The organism is Bradyrhizobium sp. ISRA436 (genome assembly GCF_029910015.1).
In the GTDB taxonomy this organism is placed as follows: Bacteria; Pseudomonadota; Alphaproteobacteria; order Rhizobiales; family Xanthobacteraceae; genus Bradyrhizobium.
The window spans coordinates 5,015,160-5,032,817 of record NZ_CP094519.1 but is presented as its reverse complement, the minus strand read 5'-3'; the positions used below and the strand labels follow the sequence as shown (position 1 = coordinate 5,032,817).

The 17,658-nt window shown below is 64.8% G+C and carries 14 protein-coding genes; 9 read left to right on the top strand and 5 right to left on the bottom strand.

The genetic code is table 11. The features are described 5' to 3' along the window. Positions 1-353 precede the first annotated feature (353 nt). The 6 genes from MTX23_RS23645 to MTX23_RS23620 all read left to right on the top strand — a co-directional run bounded on the left by MTX23_RS23645 (position 354) and on the right by MTX23_RS23620 (position 6,157). A complete protein-coding gene (locus tag MTX23_RS23645) occupies positions 354-1,517 on the top strand; it encodes an ABC transporter substrate-binding protein (protein WP_280978160.1) in 1,164 nt (387 codons plus the stop codon). A gap of 135 nt (positions 1,518-1,652) precedes the next feature. Further along, complete coding sequence (locus tag MTX23_RS23640; protein ID WP_280972590.1) at positions 1,653-2,522, top strand: branched-chain amino acid ABC transporter permease; 870 nt, start codon at positions 1,653-1,655, stop codon at positions 2,520-2,522. A gap of 7 nt (positions 2,523-2,529) precedes the next feature. Next, the gene (locus MTX23_RS23635; RefSeq protein WP_280972589.1) at positions 2,530-3,561 is read left to right on the top strand and encodes a branched-chain amino acid ABC transporter permease; all 1,032 of its coding nucleotides are present in this window, start codon (positions 2,530-2,532) and stop codon (positions 3,559-3,561) included. Further along, on the top strand, positions 3,558-4,310 hold the full coding sequence (locus MTX23_RS23630) for an ABC transporter ATP-binding protein (RefSeq protein WP_280972588.1): 753 nt from the start codon (positions 3,558-3,560) through the stop codon (positions 4,308-4,310). Before MTX23_RS23635 ends, MTX23_RS23630 begins: the two co-directional genes overlap by 4 nt. Further along, positions 4,303-5,019 (top strand): ABC transporter ATP-binding protein, encoded by a 717-nt coding sequence (locus tag MTX23_RS23625; RefSeq protein WP_280972587.1) that lies wholly within the window; start codon positions 4,303-4,305, stop codon positions 5,017-5,019. Before MTX23_RS23630 ends, MTX23_RS23625 begins: the two co-directional genes overlap by 8 nt. Positions 5,020-5,038: 19 nt before the next feature. Then, a complete protein-coding gene (locus tag MTX23_RS23620) occupies positions 5,039-6,157 on the top strand; it encodes a cobalamin-independent methionine synthase II family protein (RefSeq protein WP_280972586.1) in 1,119 nt (372 codons plus the stop codon). 113 nt (positions 6,158-6,270) lie between these two features. Here MTX23_RS23620 and MTX23_RS23615 read toward each other — a convergent pair whose 3' ends face one another. Further along, positions 6,271-7,971, bottom strand: a complete 1,701-nt coding sequence (locus MTX23_RS23615; protein ID WP_280972585.1) for a caspase family protein — start codon at positions 7,969-7,971, stop codon at positions 6,271-6,273. Positions 7,972-8,141: 170 nt separating this feature from the next. Between MTX23_RS23615 and MTX23_RS23610 the strand changes: the two genes are divergently transcribed. The 3 genes from MTX23_RS23610 to ahcY all read left to right on the top strand — a co-directional run bounded on the left by MTX23_RS23610 (position 8,142) and on the right by ahcY (position 12,305). Beyond that, complete coding sequence (locus MTX23_RS23610) at positions 8,142-9,497, top strand: hypothetical protein (RefSeq protein WP_280972584.1); 1,356 nt, start codon at positions 8,142-8,144, stop codon at positions 9,495-9,497. 60 nt (positions 9,498-9,557) lie between these two features. Then, positions 9,558-10,751 carry a methionine adenosyltransferase gene (metK, locus tag MTX23_RS23605; RefSeq protein WP_280972583.1) on the top strand — a complete coding sequence of 398 codons (1,194 nt, stop codon included), beginning with the start codon at positions 9,558-9,560 and terminating at the stop codon, positions 10,749-10,751. A 126-nt stretch (positions 10,752-10,877) separates the two neighbouring features. Then, on the top strand, positions 10,878-12,305 hold the full coding sequence (ahcY, locus tag MTX23_RS23600; protein ID WP_280972582.1) for an adenosylhomocysteinase: 1,428 nt from the start codon (positions 10,878-10,880) through the stop codon (positions 12,303-12,305). 762 nt (positions 12,306-13,067) lie between these two features. Here the strand turns inward: ahcY and MTX23_RS23595 are convergent. The 4 genes from MTX23_RS23595 to MTX23_RS23580 are packed head-to-tail and all read right to left on the bottom strand — an operon-like array spanning position 13,068 to position 17,586. Then, complete coding sequence (locus MTX23_RS23595; RefSeq protein ID WP_280972581.1) at positions 13,068-13,862, bottom strand: IclR family transcriptional regulator; 795 nt, start codon at positions 13,860-13,862, stop codon at positions 13,068-13,070. 28 nt (positions 13,863-13,890) lie between these two features. After that, on the bottom strand, positions 13,891-14,655 hold the full coding sequence (locus MTX23_RS23590; protein ID WP_280972580.1) for a glucose 1-dehydrogenase: 765 nt from the start codon (positions 14,653-14,655) through the stop codon (positions 13,891-13,893). Further along, on the bottom strand, positions 14,652-16,376 hold the full coding sequence (locus tag MTX23_RS23585) for an FAD-dependent oxidoreductase (protein WP_280972579.1): 1,725 nt from the start codon (positions 16,374-16,376) through the stop codon (positions 14,652-14,654). Before MTX23_RS23585 ends, MTX23_RS23590 begins: the two co-directional genes overlap by 4 nt. Positions 16,377-16,386: 10 nt before the next feature. Next, a complete protein-coding gene (locus MTX23_RS23580; protein ID WP_280978159.1) occupies positions 16,387-17,586 on the bottom strand; it encodes an ABC transporter substrate-binding protein in 1,200 nt (399 codons plus the stop codon). Positions 17,587-17,658: the final 72 nt, after the last annotated feature.

Genomic DNA, 17,658 nt, shown 5'->3' with positions numbered 1-17,658 from the left:
GGATCCGAGGCGCGACGCTTCGTCCGCAATTGTGCTTCTTTGTTGACAGCGTCATTCTCTTTGTACGACCGTCCAAATCGCGAGGCCATCTTGGCCTGCGAATCTATGATCGCGCGGGCCGTGTGGCATTGAGTTTCGTGTGGTGGTTTTGGTAATTAGATACCGACGAGCTTGCCGAACCCGCAGCGCCCGACACTCGCCCATCGTCCGATTGACAATAGGGCAGCGGAAGACGCCATGTCGCGTTGCGGCTTGGCCGCCATGCGTATGGTAAGGCGAGAAAGAACCGGGGACTCGGTTCGGCGCACAAGAAGGGGGAGAGGACGCTCATGGTCAATTTCAATCGCCGCAGGATGTTGCTGTGGGCCGCCACGGGGGCCGCCCTCCCGTGGTTGTGCGTCGCCGCGCCGGCGCGGGCCGAAGACACCGTGAAGATCGGCCTGATCGTGCCCATGACCGGCGGTCAGGCTTCGACCGGCAAGCAGATCGACAATGCCATCAAGCTCTATATGCAGCAGAACGGCGACACCGTCGCCGGCAAGAAGGTCGAAATCATCCTGAAGGATGACGCCGCGATGCCAGATAACACCAAGCGTCTGGCGCAGGAGCTGATCGTCAACGACAAGGTCAACATCATTGCCGGCTTCGGCGTGACGCCCGCCGCGCTTGCCGCGGCGCCGCTGGCGACGCAGGCGAAGATTCCGGAAATCGTCATGGCGGCCGGCACCTCCATCATCACCGAGCGCTCGCCCTACATCGTACGCACCAGCTTCACGCTGGCGCAGTCCTCCACCATCATCGGCGACTGGGCGGCTAAGAACGGCATCAAGAAGGTCGCGACGCTTACTTCCGATTACGCGCCGGGCAATGACGCGCTGACCTTCTTCAAGCAGCATTTCACTGCCGGCGGCGGCGAGATCGTCGAGGAGGTCAAGGTTCCGCTGGTCAATCCCGACTTCGCGCCGTTCCTGCAGCGCATGAAGGATTCCAAGCCCGACGCGATGTTCGTGTTCGTTCCGGCGGGTCAGGGCGGCAACTTCATGAAGCAGTATGCCGAGCGTGGCCTCGACAAGAGCGGCATCAGGGTGATCGGCCCCGGCGACGTCATGGACGACGACCTGCTCAATAACATGGGCGATGCCGCACTCGGCGTGGTGACCGCGCATATCTATTCGGCGGCGCACCCCTCGCAGAAGAACAAGGATTTCGTCGTCGCCTACAAGAAGGCGTTTGGCAACCGCCCGGGCTTCATGGCGGTGGGCGGCTATGACGGCATCCACCTGATCTATGAAGCGCTGAAGAAGACGGGCGGCGACGCCAGTGGCGACAAGCTGGTCGAGGCGATGAAGGGCATGAAGTGGGAAAGCCCGCGCGGCCCGATCTCGATCGATCCGGAAACCCGCGACATCGTGCAGAACGTTTATATCCGCAAGGTCGAAAAGGTCGACGGCGAACTCTACAACGTCGAGTTCGCGACCTTCGAAGCCGTCAAGGATTCCGGCAAGACGAAGAAGTGACGCGCGAAAGCGCGTCATCCCGGGGCGCGCTTAGCGCGAACCCGGGATCTCAAAATTATTGAAGAAGATTCCGGGTTCAGCGCAAGCACGCTGCCCCGGAACGACGAATTGGCATCAGGCTCTGTCCGGCTCTCCATGGCTTCTGTCCTCACCAACCTGTTCGACGGCGTCGCCTACGGCATGCTGTTGTTTGTGCTCGCCTGCGGGCTCGCGGTGACGCTCGGGTTGATGAACTTCGTCAATCTCGCGCATGGCGCCTTCGCCATGGCCGGCGGGTACGTTTGCGCCGTGCTGGTGAACAATTCCGGCTGGCCGTTCTTTGCCGCGCTGCCGCTCGCTTTCGTCGCCAGCGCCGCGATTGGCGCTGTGCTGGAGCGCGCGCTGTACCGCCATCTCTACGTGCGCAGCCATCTCGACCAGGTGCTGTTTTCGATCGGCCTGGTGTTCATGTCGGTTGCTGCGGTCGACTACATCATGGGATCGTCGCGGGTCTTCATCAAGCTGCCGGCGGCGCTGGAAGGGCAGTTTGATCTGTTCGGCGTCGGGATCGGCCGCTACCGGCTGATGATCGTCGTGATCTGCGGTCTGCTGACGCTCGCGCTGCAGCTGATCCTGTCCAGGACGCGGTTCGGCAGCCGCCTGCGCGCTGCGGTCGATGATCCGCGCGCCGCGATCGGGCTCGGCATCAACGTGCCGCAGGTATTTGCCTTCACCTTCGCTTTCGGCTGCGGACTTGCCGGGCTCGGCGGCGCATTGAGCGCGGAGATCCTCGGGCTCGATCCCTATTTTCCGCTGAAATTCATGATCTACTTCCTGATCGTCGTGACGGTGGGCGGCTCTTCCAGCATCACCGGGCCGTTCCTGGCCTCGCTGCTGCTCGGCATCGCAGATGTCGCCGGCAAGTATTACGTGCCGAAGATGGGGCCGTTCGTGATCTACACGGTGATGATCGTGATCCTGATCTGGCGTCCCAACGGCCTGTTCGGCCGTACCGCTGCGCGGTGAGGCCGCCATGACCGCGCTGACAGACGTTTCCTCTCAGGCAGTCGCCGGCGCGCGCTGGCGGATCAGCGAGGTGGTCTTCTGGGTTCTGGCGCTGGGCTGCGCCTTCCTGTTCCCGTCGCGCTATCTGATCATGACCGACATCGTGCGGCTCGGGCTGTTCGCGCTGTCGCTCGACCTCATCCTCGGTTACGCCGGCATCGTGTCGCTCGGGCATGCGGCCTTCTTCGGCGTCGGCGCCTATTCGGCCGGATTGCTGGCGCTGCACGGCATCATCAACGAGCCCGTCATCGCGCTCGTCGCGGCCGGCCTCGTTGCGGCGGTGCTGGGTTTCCTGACCAGCTTCCTGGTCATCCGCGGCGTTGACCTGACCCGGCTGATGGTGACGCTCGGGATCGCGCTGCTGCTGGAAGCGCTCGCCGAGCGCTTCTCCGACATCACCGGCGGCACCGACGGGCTGCAGGGCATCGAGATGCAGCCGATCCTCGGGCTGTTCGCCTTCGACATGTTCGGCAAGACCGGGTTTTTCTATTCGCTGATCGTGCTGTTTATCCTGTTCCTGCTGGCCCGACGCATCGTGCATTCGCCGTTCGGCCTGTCGCTGCGCGCGATCAGGAACAATCCGCTGCGCGCGGCGGCGATCGGCGTGCCGGTCAACCGTCGCTTGATCGCGGTCTATACGCTCGCTGCGTTCTATGCCGGGATTGCCGGCGCGCTGTTCACCCAGACCACGGCGCTCGCTTCGCTCGACGTGTTCGCCTTCGAGCGCTCCGCCGATCTGATGCTGGTGCTAGTGATCGGCGGCACTGGCTATCTCTATGGCGGCCTGATCGGCGCCGTCGTGTTCAAGATGCTGCAGGAGTTCTTCCAGGGCATCACCCCGCAATACTGGTTGTTCTGGATCGGTCTCGTGCTGGTCGTGATCGTGATGGTCGGCCGCGCGCGCCTCCACCGCTGGGTGCTGTTCGTGCCGAACCTGATCATCCGCCAGTTCGCCGGCCGCAAGGCCGTCGTCGCGGTTCCCGAGACTGACGCGTCATGACGATCGCGCTCGAAACTCGCGGCCTGGAAAAATCGTTCGGCGGGCTCCGCGTCACCCGCGATCTGTCGCTGAAGGTGATGCGCGGCGCCCGCCACGCTCTGATCGGTCCGAACGGCGCCGGCAAGACCACCGTAATCAATCAGCTCACCGGAGTGCTGAGGCCGAACAGCGGACGCATCCTGCTCGAAGGTAGCGACATCACCGCTCTCTCCGTGCACAGGCGCGTGCTGCGTGGCCTGTCGCGCACCTTCCAGATCAACCAGCTCTATGCCGACCTCACCCCGCTCGAAACCATCGGGCTTGCCGTCTCCGAACGGATGGGCCGCGGCGGCGATTGGTGGCGGCGGATGGGCACGCGCGACGACGTCAATGCCGAGATCACCGAGATCCTGTCGCGCTTCCACCTGCTCGACGTGATGACCGAGCTCACCTCGACGTTGCCCTATGGCAAGCAGCGCCTGCTTGAGATCGCGGTGGCGATCGCCGCCAAGCCGCGGGTGCTGCTGCTCGACGAGCCGGCCGCCGGCGTGCCCGAGAGCGAGCGCCACGACATCCTGGCGGCGGTCGCGGCGCTGCCGCGCGACGTCACCGTGCTGCTGATCGAGCACGATATGGACCTGGTGTTCTCTTTCGCCGACCGCATCTCGGTGCTGGTCAATGGCGGGCTGCTCACCGAAGGTGCGCCCGACGAGGTCGCGCGCGATCCGCACGTGAGGGCGGTCTATCTCGGCGAGGCGGCCGATGCCTGATCTTCTTTCCGTCCAGAGCCTGCGTGCCGGATATGGCGAGGCGGTGGTGCTGCCGGGCATGTCGCTGACCCTCGCGCAAGGCCAGGTGTTGGCGCTGCTCGGCCGCAACGGCACTGGCAAGACCACGCTGATCAATTCGATCGTCGGCATCACCCGCCGCTTCGGCGGCAGCGTGTCGCTCGCAGGCCATGACATCACGGCGCTGCGGCCGGACCAGCGCGCCCGCGCCGGCATCGGCTGGGTGCCGCAGGAGCGCAACATCTTCCGCTCGCTGACGGTGGAAGAGAACATGACGGCGGTGGCGCAGCCTGGGCCGTGGACCGTCGAGCGGGTGTACGAGATGTTTCCGCGGCTGAAGGAGCGCCGCGGCAATTTCGGCAACCAGCTCTCCGGCGGCGAGCAGCAGATGCTCGCGATCGGTCGCGCGCTGACGCTGAACCCGAAGGTGCTGCTGCTCGACGAGCCGACCGAGGGCCTCGCGCCGATCATCGTTGAGGAATTGTTAAAGGCGATCGGAACCATCACGCGCTCGGGCGGCATCTGCTCGATCATCGTCGAGCAGAATGCGCAAAAGATTCTGGGGCTCGCCGACCGCGTTGTGATATTGGAACGCGGCACGATCGTGCACGACGCCGCGAGCAGCGCGCTGAAAGCCGATCCCTCCGTCCTTGAGCGCCACCTCGGCGTCTCCGGGGCCAAAGCACATTAGAAGCGTCCGGGAGTTGACCATGCAGCGAACCAAGCCTCCGTTCCGCGCCGACGAGGTCGGCAGCCTGTTGCGTCCGCCAAAGATCAAGGAGGCCCGCGCCAAGCGGGAAAAGGGCGAGATCTCGGCCGACGAGCTGCGCAAGGTCGAGGACATGGAGATCGAGAAGGTCGTGCATAAGCAGGCCTCGATCGGGTTGAAGCTCGCGACCGACGGTGAGTTCCGCCGCTCCTGGTGGCATTTCGATTTCCTCAGCCACCTGACGGGCTGCGAGCTGTTCCACCCGGAAACGGGCATCCAGTTCGCGGGCGTGCAGACCCGGCACGACGCCATCAGGGTGATCGGCAAGCTCGACTTCTCCGATCATCACCCGATGCTCGATCACTTCAGGTTCCTGAAGAAATACGCCGACCAGGCGCACGTCACGCCGAAGATGACGATCCCGTCGCCGGCGGTGCTGCACTTCCGCGGCGGCCGCAAGCTGATCTCGAAGGAGGTCTACCCCGATCTCGAAGAGTTCTTCCACGACCTCGGCAAGACCTACCGCAAGGCGGTGAAGGCGTTCTACGACGCCGGCTGTCGCTACCTGCAATTCGACGACACGGTGTGGGCGTACCTGTGCTCGCAGGAGGAATTGCAGAAGTCGCGTGATCGCGGCGACAATCCCGATGGCCTGCAGGAGATCTATGCCCGCGTCATCAACTACGCGATCGCCGATCGTCCATCGGACATGGTGATTACCACCCATGTCTGCCGCGGCAATTTCCGTTCGACCTGGATTTCGTCCGGCGGCTACGAGCCGGTCGCCGAGACCATGCTCGCCGGCACCAACTACGACGGCTATTTCCTCGAATATGATTCCGACCGTGCCGGCGGCTTCGAGCCGCTGCGCTTCCTGCCGAAGGGCAACAAGGTCGTGGTGGTCGGCGTCATCACCTCGAAGTTCGGCGAGCTCGAGAAGAAGGACGACATCAAGCGGCGGCTGGAGGAGGCGGCGAAGTTCGCTCCGCTCGAGCAACTCGCGGTGTCGCCGCAATGTGGCTTCGCCTCGACCGAGGAAGGCAACATCCTCTCCGAGGAAGAGCAGTGGGCCAAGCTGCGGCTCGCCGTCGAGGTCGCGAACGAGGTGTGGGGAAAGTAAACGCGCCTCCGTCGTCATTGCGAGGAGCGAAGCGACGAAGCAATCCATCCTTCCGCATATGAGGAGCGATGGACTGCTTCGCTTCGCTCGCAATGACGTGACGAGGACCTGCATCATTTCTCCGCCAGATAGACCTCGCCGAGCAGCGAGGAGTTCGACCACGGCACCTGCTTGCCCTTGGTCGCGGCGACGACCTCGGCGCGGACCCGCGTCAACATCTGCTGCACCTCGAGGCCGGGCGTGCCGATGTGGCGCGACAGCGCCGCCGAGAACGGGCTGTTGGCGCCTTCGCCGTCGAGTGCGACCTGGCCCGGCGCGGTCGCGAACGCGATCAGCGTGCCGGCGCCGAGCGTCGAGCCAGATCCAAGCGAGGCAGGTGCGGCAAGGCCGGATCCTCCCGCGATGCTGCGACTCGGGCCTGCAGACGCAACCTGCGGCGCCATCGGATTGTTGCGGCAGGCATCGAGGATCAGGATGTTGGTGCGGATCTGGTCGTCGAGCCCGGCCATGATCGTATCCATGTCGACCATCGCGTCGGCCATGCGGCCGCCTGCCCGGAACTCGATGTCGACCGGCACGAGATAGTTGCGGCCGTCGACCTGCACGCCATGACCGGCGTAGTAGACCACGGCGACCTGCGACCGCGCCGCCTCGCGCAGGAAGTCGTGGATCGTCTTCTGCATCGCGTCGCGATCGAGATCGAGGCCTTCGGAGACGGTGAAGCCGATCTCGCGCAGGCTCTTGGCGATCGCGCGCGCGTCATTGGGGGGATTGGGCAGCGCCTTCACATGGACGTAGGCGCCGTTGCCGATCACCAGCGCGACGCGCCGGCCGGTTGCTGCGGCCTGCGCCGCGGGCACGGCAGGTGCAGTGGCGGAGCTCGTCTCGGCGGCCGGCGCCGCGGCGGCCTTGCGTGGCGCGGCGGCCGCTTCCTGCAGCAATGACAGCCGCACCTTGGCGGTGGCCTGATTGGCCTTACTGCCCGCATCCGACGCCTGGCCTTCGAGGGCCGCGGCGTAATCCTGCTTGGCGTGCTCGGGATCGTCCTTTGCCTCATAGGTGAGGCCGCGCTGGGTGTAGGCCGAGATCAAGACACTGCCCGGCGGCGTCATGATGTTGGCGGGCTCTTTCGTTTTCGCAAGCCGGATTGCCTCCGTGGTGTCTGCGATGGCGCGGTCGGCGTCGCCCTTGGCGCGCCAGATCACCGCACGGTTGGTCAGGGGCTGCGGCAGCGACGGGTCGATCCTGATTGCCTCGTTGACATCTGCCAGCGCGCCGTCGAGGTCGCCCAGCGCCTGCCTGCAAATGCCGCGGTTCTGATAGGAGAAGGCCGATTTCGGCCCGGCCTTGATCGCGGCGTCATAGTCGGCGATCGCTCGAGCGCAATCGCCCTTGGCGCGCCAGGCGTTGCCGCGATTATGGAAGATGATGCCGCTCGGCGGCCCCATCCGCAGCGCGTCGTTGAAGTCGGCGATTGCGATGTCGTATTCGCCATTGTCGTAATAGGCCGAACCGCGCAAATTGTAGATCGCGACGTTGGGCTTGAGGCGGATCGCCTCGGTGGCGTCGGCGATCACCTGCGGATAGTTGCCCTTCTTATTCCAGCCGACTGCGCGCCAGAAATAGATGGTCGCAAGCCTCTCGCCGGAAAACACCTTCAGCGCGATGATCTTGCTGCAGGCGTCGATCATCTGCTCTGCGGGCGTAGTCTCGGTGGTGCAGAGCGGTCCGAGCTGCGAGCGGGCCTGGGCGAGGCAGGGCGCCGACCACAGCGCGGCGGCGAAGAGGGCGAGGATCAGGAGCAGGCGGCGCATCGGTCATCCAGCTTGGCGGGGGCATGACGGGCCATGGCGAGGCGGTTCACGCATGTTTGGTGACCGGCGCACAGATAGGGGTTCAAACGGTGGGCCAAACGTGCTAGAGGACAATTACGCTCTATTTCTGCCCACCATCGTCCCAACTGCCGGCCCACAGCCCTGGCTCCATGAAGAACGACGAAATCCTCGGCCAGATCACGGACTTCTGCCGTCGTTCCGACATGGCGGAGACGACGTTCGGCCGCCGGGCCGTCAACGACGGCAAGCTGGTGCACCGGTTGCGCGAGGGCAAGCGCATCACCATCGATACGCTCGACCGCATCAACGCCTTCATCGCCACCTCCACGCCGGGCGGCGTAGCGCCGCCGCGCGGCCTGGTCGTGCCGCCGGAGAAGCGCGATCCGCGGGGCAATTTCCGCTTCTTCGAGAACCGCCAGAGATACCTGCTGTTCGTCCACACCTGCAGCGAGAAGCGGGTGATCGCCGACCGGGTCGCGCTGGAATTGTCCGCGATCCATCCGCGGCCGCCGGCGCTGCGGGTGTTTGACGCAGGCATGGGCGACGGCACGGTGCTGGCACGGGTGCTGCGGGCGATGCACGGCCGCTTCCCCCACATGCCCTTCTACGTTGCCGGCAAGGAGCTGAGCCTCGAGGACGTCCGCCTTACCCTGGACAAGGTGCCTGATCGCCTGTTCGAGCATCCGGCGAGCGTGTTCGTCTTCACCAACATGTACTACGCGGAGGCGCCGTGGCTCACGCCGCGGTCGAACACCGCCGCCGCGAGCATGATCTGGCACGAGGTTCCCCTGCGCGGGGCGTCCTCGGGCGAGTTCGAGGCCCAGATCGCGGAACTCGGCCCGTTTCTCGAGCAGAACTGGCGGGCCATGGTCAGCCCCCGGACCGCCATGCCGATTTACGAGCGCCCCGTTGCCTTGGTGCTGTACCGGGACGATCACCGGTTCATGCTCGATTCGATCATCCCCCGGGCCGGCCGGACCGAGGCCAATTTCGACCTTGTGATCGCCTCCCAGCCCTACCGGGCGAAATCCTCTGTGAATTTCCGCGCCAAGCGGATCATCGCCCCGCTGGCCCGGGCGTTGCGCGGCGGCGGGCGGCTGATAGGAATCCACTCCCATGGAGGCGATCCCGGGCTTGAAATCATTCAAGCCGTTTGGCCCGGAGAAAATCCTTTCGCCGTCAGCCGTCATGAGATACTGCGCGCGGTGAAATACGAGTTGGGGGCGGCCGGCCGCGAGCTGAACTTCAGCGCTTACGCCGATAACCGTTCGATTTTCCGATATGATATGGAAGCGCTGCCCAATGAGGTGACCGGCTCGATCGGAACCTCGACGGCCTTTGCAGCGTGGAATGCGGCAGTGTATGTCGCGCAGATCGAAGATGACCGGTTGACCGAAACGACCGAAAACGGACGAGCTCTCGAGGCCACGCGCGAAGTTCTCCGCAAACACAACGGGCTGTGGTTTTACGACGAATCCTACGTCATCTCGCGACGACGAGACTGACATTCCGGGGACATATTCACCAACGAACGTCGGCGTCCGACGAAACAAGGGGTTTGCTTGATGCGCGCGTCTTATCTGTTCACCAGCGAGTCGGTCTCGGAAGGTCATCCGGACAAGGTCTGCGATCGCATTTCGGACGAGATCGTCGACCTGTTCTACCGCGAGGGGCCCAAGGCGGGCATCGACCCCTGGCAGATCCGCGCGGCTTGCGAGACGCTCGCGACGACCAACAAGGTGGTGATCGCCGGCGAAACCCGCGGCCCTAGCTCGGTCACCAACGACCACATCGAGAGCATCGTCCGCGGCGCGATCAAGGACATCGGCTACGAACAGGAAGGCTTCCACTGGAAGACCTGCGACGTCGAGATCCTGCTGCATCCGCAGTCGGCCGACATCGCCCAGGGCGTCGACGGCAAGCAGCCCTCCAACCAGGAAGAGGGTGCCGGCGACCAGGGCATCATGTTCGGCTACGCCACCAACGAGACGCCGGACCTGATGCCGGCGCCGATCTTCTACGCCCACAAGATCCTGCGGCTGATCTCCGAAGCGCGTCACTCCGGCCGCGAGAAGGTGCTGGGCCCCGATTCCAAGAGCCAGGTCACGGTGCAGTACGAGAACGGCAAGCCGGTCGGCGTCCGCGAGATCGTGGTGTCGCACCAGCATCTGGTCGAGGACCTGACGTCGAACCAGGTTCGCGACATCGTCGAGCCCTATGTCCGTGAGGCGCTGCCGAAGGACTGGATCAACGGCAAGACGATCTGGCACATCAACCCGACCGGCAAGTTCTTCATCGGCGGTCCGGACGGCGACTCCGGGCTGACCGGCCGCAAGATCATCGTCGACACCTATGGCGGCGCGGCCCCGCATGGCGGCGGCGCGTTCTCCGGCAAGGATCCGACCAAGGTCGACCGCTCGGCGGCCTATGCCGCGCGCTACGTCGCCAAGAACATCGTCGCGGCCGGTCTCGCCGATCGCTGCACGCTGCAGCTCGCCTACGCGATCGGCGTGGCGCGTCCGCTGTCGATCTACATCGACACCCACGGCACCGGTAAGGTGCCGGAGGACCAGCTCGAGAAGGCGGCGGCGCAGGTGATGGATCTGACGCCGCGCGGCATACGCACCCATCTCGATCTCAACCGCCCGATCTACGCCCGCACCTCGGCCTACGGCCATTTCGGCCGCACGCCGGACAATGAAGGCGGCTTCTCCTGGGAGAAGACCGATCTCGTCGAGCAGCTCAAGCGCGCGCTCTAAATCTCGCGTCATTCCGGGGCGCTCGCGCGAGCGAGCGAACCCGGAATTCCTATCCGTCAATTCGAGATTCCGGGTTCGCCGCTGCGCGGCGCCCCGGAACGACGAGCTCAACAACAGGAAGCTCTCATGAACGCCCCCACGAAGCCAGGCTTCACCGACTACATCGTCAAGGACATTTCGCTCGCCGATTTCGGCCGCAAGGAGATCTCGCTCGCCGAGACCGAAATGCCCGGCCTGATGGCGACCCGCGAGGAATTTGGCCCGAAGCAGCCGTTGAAGGGCGCGCGCATCGCGGGCTCCCTGCACATGACGATCCAGACCGCGGTCCTGATCGAGACGCTGGCCGCGCTCGGCGCCGATATCCGCTGGGTCTCCTGCAACATCTATTCCACGCAGGATCACGCGGCTGCCGCGATCGCGGCAGCCGGCATTCCGGTGTTCGCCGTGAAGGGCGAGACGCTGACCGAATACTGGGACTACACCGCCAAGCTGTTCGACTGGCACGGCGGCGGCACGCCCAACATGATCCTCGATGACGGCGGCGACGCTACCATGCTGGTGCATGCTGGCTATCGCGCCGAGCAGGGCGACACCGCCTTCCTCGACAAGCCGACCTCGGAGGAAGAGGAGATCTTCTACGCGCTGATCAAGCGCCTCCTGAAGGAGAAGCCGAAGGGCTGGTTCGCCGAGATCGCTAAGAACATCAAGGGCGTCTCGGAAGAGACCACCACCGGCGTGCACCGCCTGTACGAGATGGCCAACAAGGGCACGCTGCTGTTCCCGGCGATCAACGTCAACGACAGCGTCACCAAGTCGAAGTTCGACAACCTGTATGGCTGCCGCGAGTCGCTGGTCGACGGCATCCGCCGCGGCACCGACGTGATGCTGTCGGGCAAGGTCGCGATGGTCGCGGGCTTCGGCGACGTCGGCAAGGGCTCGGCCGCCTCGCTGCGCCAGGCCGGCTGCCGCGTCATGGTCTCCGAGGTCGATCCGATCTGCGCGCTGCAGGCGGCGATGGAGGGCTATGAAGTGGTGACGATGGAAGACGCCGCGCCCCGTGCCGACATCTTCGTCACCGCCACCGGCAACAAGGACATCATCACCATCGAGCACATGCGCGCGATGAAGGATCGTGCCATCGTCTGCAACATCGGTCACTTCGACAACGAGATCCAGATCGCCAGCTTGCGCAATCTGAAGTGGACCAACATCAAGCCGCAGGTCGACGAAATCGAATTCCCCGACAAGCACCGCATCATCCTGCTGTCGGAGGGACGCCTGGTGAACCTCGGCAACGCGATGGGCCATCCGTCCTTCGTGATGTCGGCCTCGTTCACCAACCAGACGCTGGCGCAGATCGAGCTGTTCGCCAACAACAAGGACGGCAGGTACGAGAAGAAGGTCTACGTGCTGCCGAAGACGCTGGACGAGAAGGTTGCCCGCCTGCACCTCGCCAAGATCGGCGTCAAGCTGACCGAGCTGCGCAAGGACCAGGCCGATTACATCGGCGTCAAGCCGGAAGGCCCGTACAAGTCGGATCACTATCGCTACTGATCCGCTCGCACCGCGATCGACAGATGAAAGCCCCGGCATTGCCCGGGGCTTTTTGCTGCGCCGGCCGTGGTGCCGTGTGCGGTGCGCGCCTCCGATTCAACTGTCAGACAGCCAAGCTCTCAGTCTTCACCCGCGAAAGCGGGTGATCCAGTATTCCAGAGATGCCGGCGCTTGAATCGAGACGCCGCGGGCGTACTGGATGCCCCGCATGCGCGGGGCATGACGACGATGTATGACGTACGTCCGCATTCTCGCGACAGGGTTTGTCCGAGTTCTGCATCTCATTTCGCCGCTCTGGAAGCAGAGGGCGCAGGGAAAGCCGGGTGCCGATCGCACCCATGGGTCCCGTGCAGTGAAAAAAGCACGGGAGGTAGGACCACAGGTGAAACCGGAAACACTCCGGCTTTCCCTGCGCGATGGTTTACGGCTTACTTCGTGCTCTCCCCGGCGAGACTTGGCTTTTTTGTCACCGTCTCCACAGAGATGCTTCAGCATCTTGCGAGGAGACACCTGCCACTGGGGCGTCGAGACCACACGACTTCACCGTCCGCGTCACGCATGCTCGTCAGTCATGCGATCAGCGTCCACCGCATCTCACCGCAACACTCGTGACGATCGCGACGCGCCCCTCAATCGGGTGAGATGGCGGATCTATAGCACTGAGTTGTAGTTCTGATAAACAGAAATATTTTTGCGGCGGAGGCTTGCGCCGTCGGGCAAATCAGTGGTAGCGGCGCTGCTCCATCCATCCGTCATTCAGCGTCACTCCGAGGCCCGCACCGTGCCGTGCCCGAGCTGCCTCGATATATCGCTCGCACAGTTGCGCAGCGCGGCTGCGATCGCGCTGTCCCAACTGACGTCGAAGGTGCCCTCCGGCCCCATCGCCGTGATGACCAGCGCGACGTGGCCGGCGTGATCGAACACCGGCGCGGCGAATGCGTTGACGCCCGGCAACGGGTCGCCGATCGCACGCGCGAGCCCGCGGCTGCGGACCTCGGCAAGCATCTCCGTCGTCTTCGCGCTTGCCGGCGCACGCTTGGGATTGTAGCCGACGCCGAGGCGATCGAGGCCGCTCTCGAGCGCGGTCTTGACCGCGTTCGGCGGCATGAAGGCGGCGAATGCCCGGCCGGTCGCAGTCTCAAGCAGCGCCACCACCGACCCGACGCGCATCGCGATATGCACGGGATGGCTCGGCTCCTCAAGCCGCACCACGGTCGGCCCGTGGGTGCCCCAGACAGACAGCGACACGGCATGATTGATGCTGTCGGCGAGGGTGGCGATCCGCGGTGTCGCGATGCGCACGGCCGAAAGCCGGCGCAGACTGATCAGGCCGAGCTCGAGCGCAAGTGCGCCGATCTCATAGCGGCCCGTGGTCTCGTCCTGCTCGATCAGGCCGATGCGGGAGAAGCTCACCAGATAGGGATGCGCCTTGGCTGGGGGCATGCCCGCTTCGCGCGCTAGGTCGCGCAGCATCATCGGTTCGCCGCTGCGGGCGAGCGCGCGGAGCAGCTCTCCACCGACCTCGATCGACTGTATGCCGCGGCTTTCTTTCGTCATGTGGCCCTGCAAGCTCTCCACAACGTCCTTATACGGCCAGAAATCCTCCGTCGACGGGCATAGTCACGCCGTTCACATACGACGCGAGTTCGGAGGCGAGAAACACCACCGGCCCGACCAGCTCCTCAGGCTCCCCGACACGGCCGAGCGGCGTGCGGCCCAAAAATCCTGCAAGCCGGGCGGGGTCGTTGCGGGTCGCTTCGGTCATGGCGGTCGCGATCACCCCGGGTGCGATGGCGTTGACGCGGATGCCGTCGGCCGCGAGCTCGCGCGCCAGCGCCTGCGTCAACAGCTTCACGCCGCCTTTGGACGGCGCATAGCCCAGCGTGTCGGCAACCCCGACAAAGGAGGCGATCGAACCGAGATTGATGATCGCGCCCCGGGTCTCGCGCAGCGCCGGCAGGAATGCGTGGGTCACGTTGAAGGTGCCGGTGAGATTGACGTCGAGCACTCGCCGCCAGTTGTCGTGCGCCTTGGGCGAATCGATCCCCTCGCGAATGATGATGCCCGCATTGTTGACCAGCACGGCGATCGGCCCGATCTCGCGACCGGCCCTCTGCGCCAGCGCGTGACAGGCCTCCGCGTCAGACACATCCAGGTGAAATGCCCAGGCGGCGCGGCCGCATTCCCTAATATCGGCCGCGGTTCGTTCGGCGCCGGCGAGATCGATGTCGGTCACCATCACGTCGGCGCCATGGGCCGCGAGCCCGCGCGCGATGGCGCGTCCGTTGCCGTGGGCCGCACCGGTGACGAGGGCGCGCTTGCCGGTGAGCAATTGGGCCGCCGCGCTCATGCTGCGCCTCTTTCCGAAGCGCCTGCCGCAAGGTGACGGCCGGCGATGTAGCCGAAGGTCAGCGCCGGGCCGAGGGTGATGCCGGCACCCGGATAGTTGCCGCCCATGATGCTCGCCATGTCGTTGCCCGCCGCGTAAAGCCCGGGGATGACACGTCCCTCGGCGTCGAGCGCGCGCGCATGTGCATCGGTGACGATGCCGGCATAGGTGCCGAGATCTCCGATCACCATCTTGATTGCATAGAACGGTCCGTGTTCGAGCGGCGCCACGCAGGGGTTTGGCCCGTGCAGGGCGTCGCCCTGGTAGCGGTTATAGGCGCGCGAGCCCTTGCCGAAGGCGGGATCGCGGCCTTCAATAGCGGTCTTGTTGAACTCCACGATGGTTGCCTCGAGCCCCTTCGCATCGATGCCGGTCTGCGCCGCCAGCTCCGATAGCGTCGCGCCACGCTTCAGATAACCGCTCTTGAGGTGATGGCCGAGCGGCATCGGACGCGGCGGCACGCAGCCGAGGCCGTATTTGCGCAAGGTCTGGTGATCGCAGACGAGGTACGCCGCGATCTCCTCGCCGGGCCTGGCCGCCTTCATCATCTCCTGCACGAAGTCGTGATAGGAGTTGCCCTCATTGGCGAAGCGCTTGCCGTCGCGCATCACCGCGATCACGCCGGGCTTGGCGCGATCGATGAAGTGCGGCATCACGCCCTTGCTGCCGTCCTTGCGCGTGGTGACCGAGACCGGCACCCAGGCTGCCGCGTTGGGCAGCGAATCCTCGACCCTGCTGCCGACGGACTCCGCAAGCCGCAGGCCGTCGCCGGTGTTGCCGGTCGGGCCTGGCGAGTAATGCTCCTTGCCGGTCGGTGCGTGCGGGAACATCTTCTGCCGTCGGGCGACGTCATGCGGGAAGCCGCCGCAGGCGAGCACCACGCCGCGCTTGGCCGTGATGCGGATCGTGCGGCCCTCGCGTTCGACCACCGCGCCGCGCACCGCTCCATCATCGACGATCAATTGGCGCACCGGCGAATTAAGCCAGAGCGGGACGTTCAGGTCGAAGGCGGATTTGGCCAGCCGGCCGGCCAGCGCATTGCCGTTGGTCAGGGTCATGCCGCGGCCATGGCGCACCACGTCGCCGGCATGCTTCGAGAGGCGCTTGACGACATAGGCCGCCGAGGTCAGCGAGCGGGTCGCGCGCATGAAGTGGATGATCTCCTTGCCGGAGCCGAGCATCATGCCGAACACGGTGAGCTCGGGCAGGGGGCTGCCGAGATCCTTGATGCGTTCGCCGAGCTCACGCCCGTCGAACGGGCGGGCGACCATGGAGCGGCCACCCTGCGCGCCGCCCGGCGCTTCGGCATGATAGTCCGGGAAGGTCAGCGGCATGTCGAACCGCACCGCTGTCTTGGTGGTGAAGAAATCGACCGCCTTCGGCCCTTCGGTCAGGAACGCATCGACGCGCGCGGCATCGAAGCTGTTGCCGGCTTCGTGCCTGAGATAGGTCCTGGCCTGGTCGGGGCTCTCCTCGATGCCCCAGGCTTTCGCCAGGGACGTGCCGGGGATCCAGAGCCAGCCGCCGGAACGCGCAGTGGTGCCGCCGAACCGCGGCTCCTTCTCGACGACGAGGACCTTCAGCCCGTAGTGGGCCGCGGTGACTGCGGCCGACAGGCCGCTGCAACCGGAGCCGACCACAAGCGCGTCGCATTCGTAGGTCTCTTGCGCGTTGTCTGCCATGCGACCGATCCTATTTCTTCAACAGCGGGCACTTCGACTCGGACACCGGACGGAACGCATCCTCGCCCTTCACGGTCTTGACGATATCGAGATAGTCCCACGGCTCCTTGGATTCCGAGGGCGACTTCACCTTGGCGAGATACATGTCGCGGATTACGCGGCCGTCCTCGCGCAGCTTGCCGCCGTGGACGAACGTATCCTCGATCGGCAGCTCGCGCATCTTGGCCATCACCTTCTGCGGATCGTCGGTGCCGGCGGCCTTGATCGCCTTCAGATAATGCAGCACCGAGCCATAGACGCCGGTCTGGATCATGGTCGGCATCACTTTGGTGCGTTCGTAGAATTTCCTCGACCAGGCCCGTGTCTTGTCGTCCATGTTCCAGTAGGACGCCGTGGTCATGTAGGTGCCTTGGGCCGCCTTCAATCCGATCGCGTGGATGTCGGTGTCGAACATCAAGAGACCGACCAGCTTCTGGCCGCCCTGCACGAGACCGAATTCGCCGGCCTGCTTGATCGCATTGTCGGTGTCCTGGCCGGCATTGGCGAAGGCAACCACGTCGGCCTTCGAGCTTTGCGCCTGCAGCGCGAAAGAGGAGAAGTCGGCGGTGTTGGTCGGATGCCGAACGCTGCCGAGCACCTTGCCGCCCATCTCATTGATGAAGCGCGTGGCGTCCTTCTCGAGCTGCTGGCCGAAGGCGTAGTCCGCCGTGATGAAGTACCAGGACTTGCCGCCTTGCTGGATCACCGCCGAAGCCGTCACCTTCGACAGCGCGTAGGTGTCGTAGGTGAAGTGTACGGTGTTGGGGCTGCACAGCTCATCCGTCAGCGAGCTTGCGCCGGGCCCGGATAGCAGCGCGATCTTGTTGCGCTCGCGGACCATGTTGTGGACGGCGATCGCGATGCCGGAGTTGGGGATGTCGACCACCGCATCGACCTTGCCGTTGTCGAACCAGCCGCGCACGATCTGCACGCCGACGTCGGTCTTCATCTGGTGGTCGGCCGAGATGATCTCGATCGGCTTGCCGAGCACCGTCGGCCCGAACTCCTCCACCGCCATCTTGGCCGCCTCGACCGAACCCGGGCCCGAATTATCGCGGCCCCAGCTCGACAGGTCGGTCAGCACCCCAATGCGCACGACGTCGTCGGAGACCTGGGCGTGAGCGGCCGATGTCATGGCCGCAAGAATGGCGACTGCCAAAATGTGTCTCATCATTCCTCCCTTCCTGAACCTTCGCCGTTCTGCGGCGTGTTGTGCTCGATTAGTAATTATCTAATTCATTTG

Coding starts and splice junctions, on each gene's coding strand:
- MTX23_RS23625 (WP_280972587.1), top strand. CDS start 4,303: ATGCCTGATCTTCTTTCCGTCCAGAGCCTGCGTGCCGGATATGGCGAG.
- MTX23_RS23610 (WP_280972584.1), top strand. CDS start 8,142: ATGAAGAACGACGAAATCCTCGGCCAGATCACGGACTTCTGCCGTCGT.
- MTX23_RS23615 (WP_280972585.1), bottom strand. CDS start 7,971: ATGCGCCGCCTGCTCCTGATCCTCGCCCTCTTCGCCGCCGCGCTGTGG.
- MTX23_RS23640 (WP_280972590.1), top strand. CDS start 1,653: ATGGCTTCTGTCCTCACCAACCTGTTCGACGGCGTCGCCTACGGCATG.
- MTX23_RS23635 (WP_280972589.1), top strand. CDS start 2,530: ATGACCGCGCTGACAGACGTTTCCTCTCAGGCAGTCGCCGGCGCGCGC.
- MTX23_RS23630 (WP_280972588.1), top strand. CDS start 3,558: ATGACGATCGCGCTCGAAACTCGCGGCCTGGAAAAATCGTTCGGCGGG.
- MTX23_RS23585 (WP_280972579.1), bottom strand. CDS start 16,376: ATGGCAGACAACGCGCAAGAGACCTACGAATGCGACGCGCTTGTGGTC.
- MTX23_RS23620 (WP_280972586.1), top strand. CDS start 5,039: ATGCAGCGAACCAAGCCTCCGTTCCGCGCCGACGAGGTCGGCAGCCTG.
- metK (WP_280972583.1), top strand. CDS start 9,558: ATGCGCGCGTCTTATCTGTTCACCAGCGAGTCGGTCTCGGAAGGTCAT.
- MTX23_RS23595 (WP_280972581.1), bottom strand. CDS start 13,862: ATGACGAAAGAAAGCCGCGGCATACAGTCGATCGAGGTCGGTGGAGAG.
- MTX23_RS23590 (WP_280972580.1), bottom strand. CDS start 14,655: ATGAGCGCGGCGGCCCAATTGCTCACCGGCAAGCGCGCCCTCGTCACC.
- ahcY (WP_280972582.1), top strand. CDS start 10,878: ATGAACGCCCCCACGAAGCCAGGCTTCACCGACTACATCGTCAAGGAC.
- MTX23_RS23645 (WP_280978160.1), top strand. CDS start 354: ATGTTGCTGTGGGCCGCCACGGGGGCCGCCCTCCCGTGGTTGTGCGTC.
- MTX23_RS23580 (WP_280978159.1), bottom strand. CDS start 17,586: ATGAGACACATTTTGGCAGTCGCCATTCTTGCGGCCATGACATCGGCC.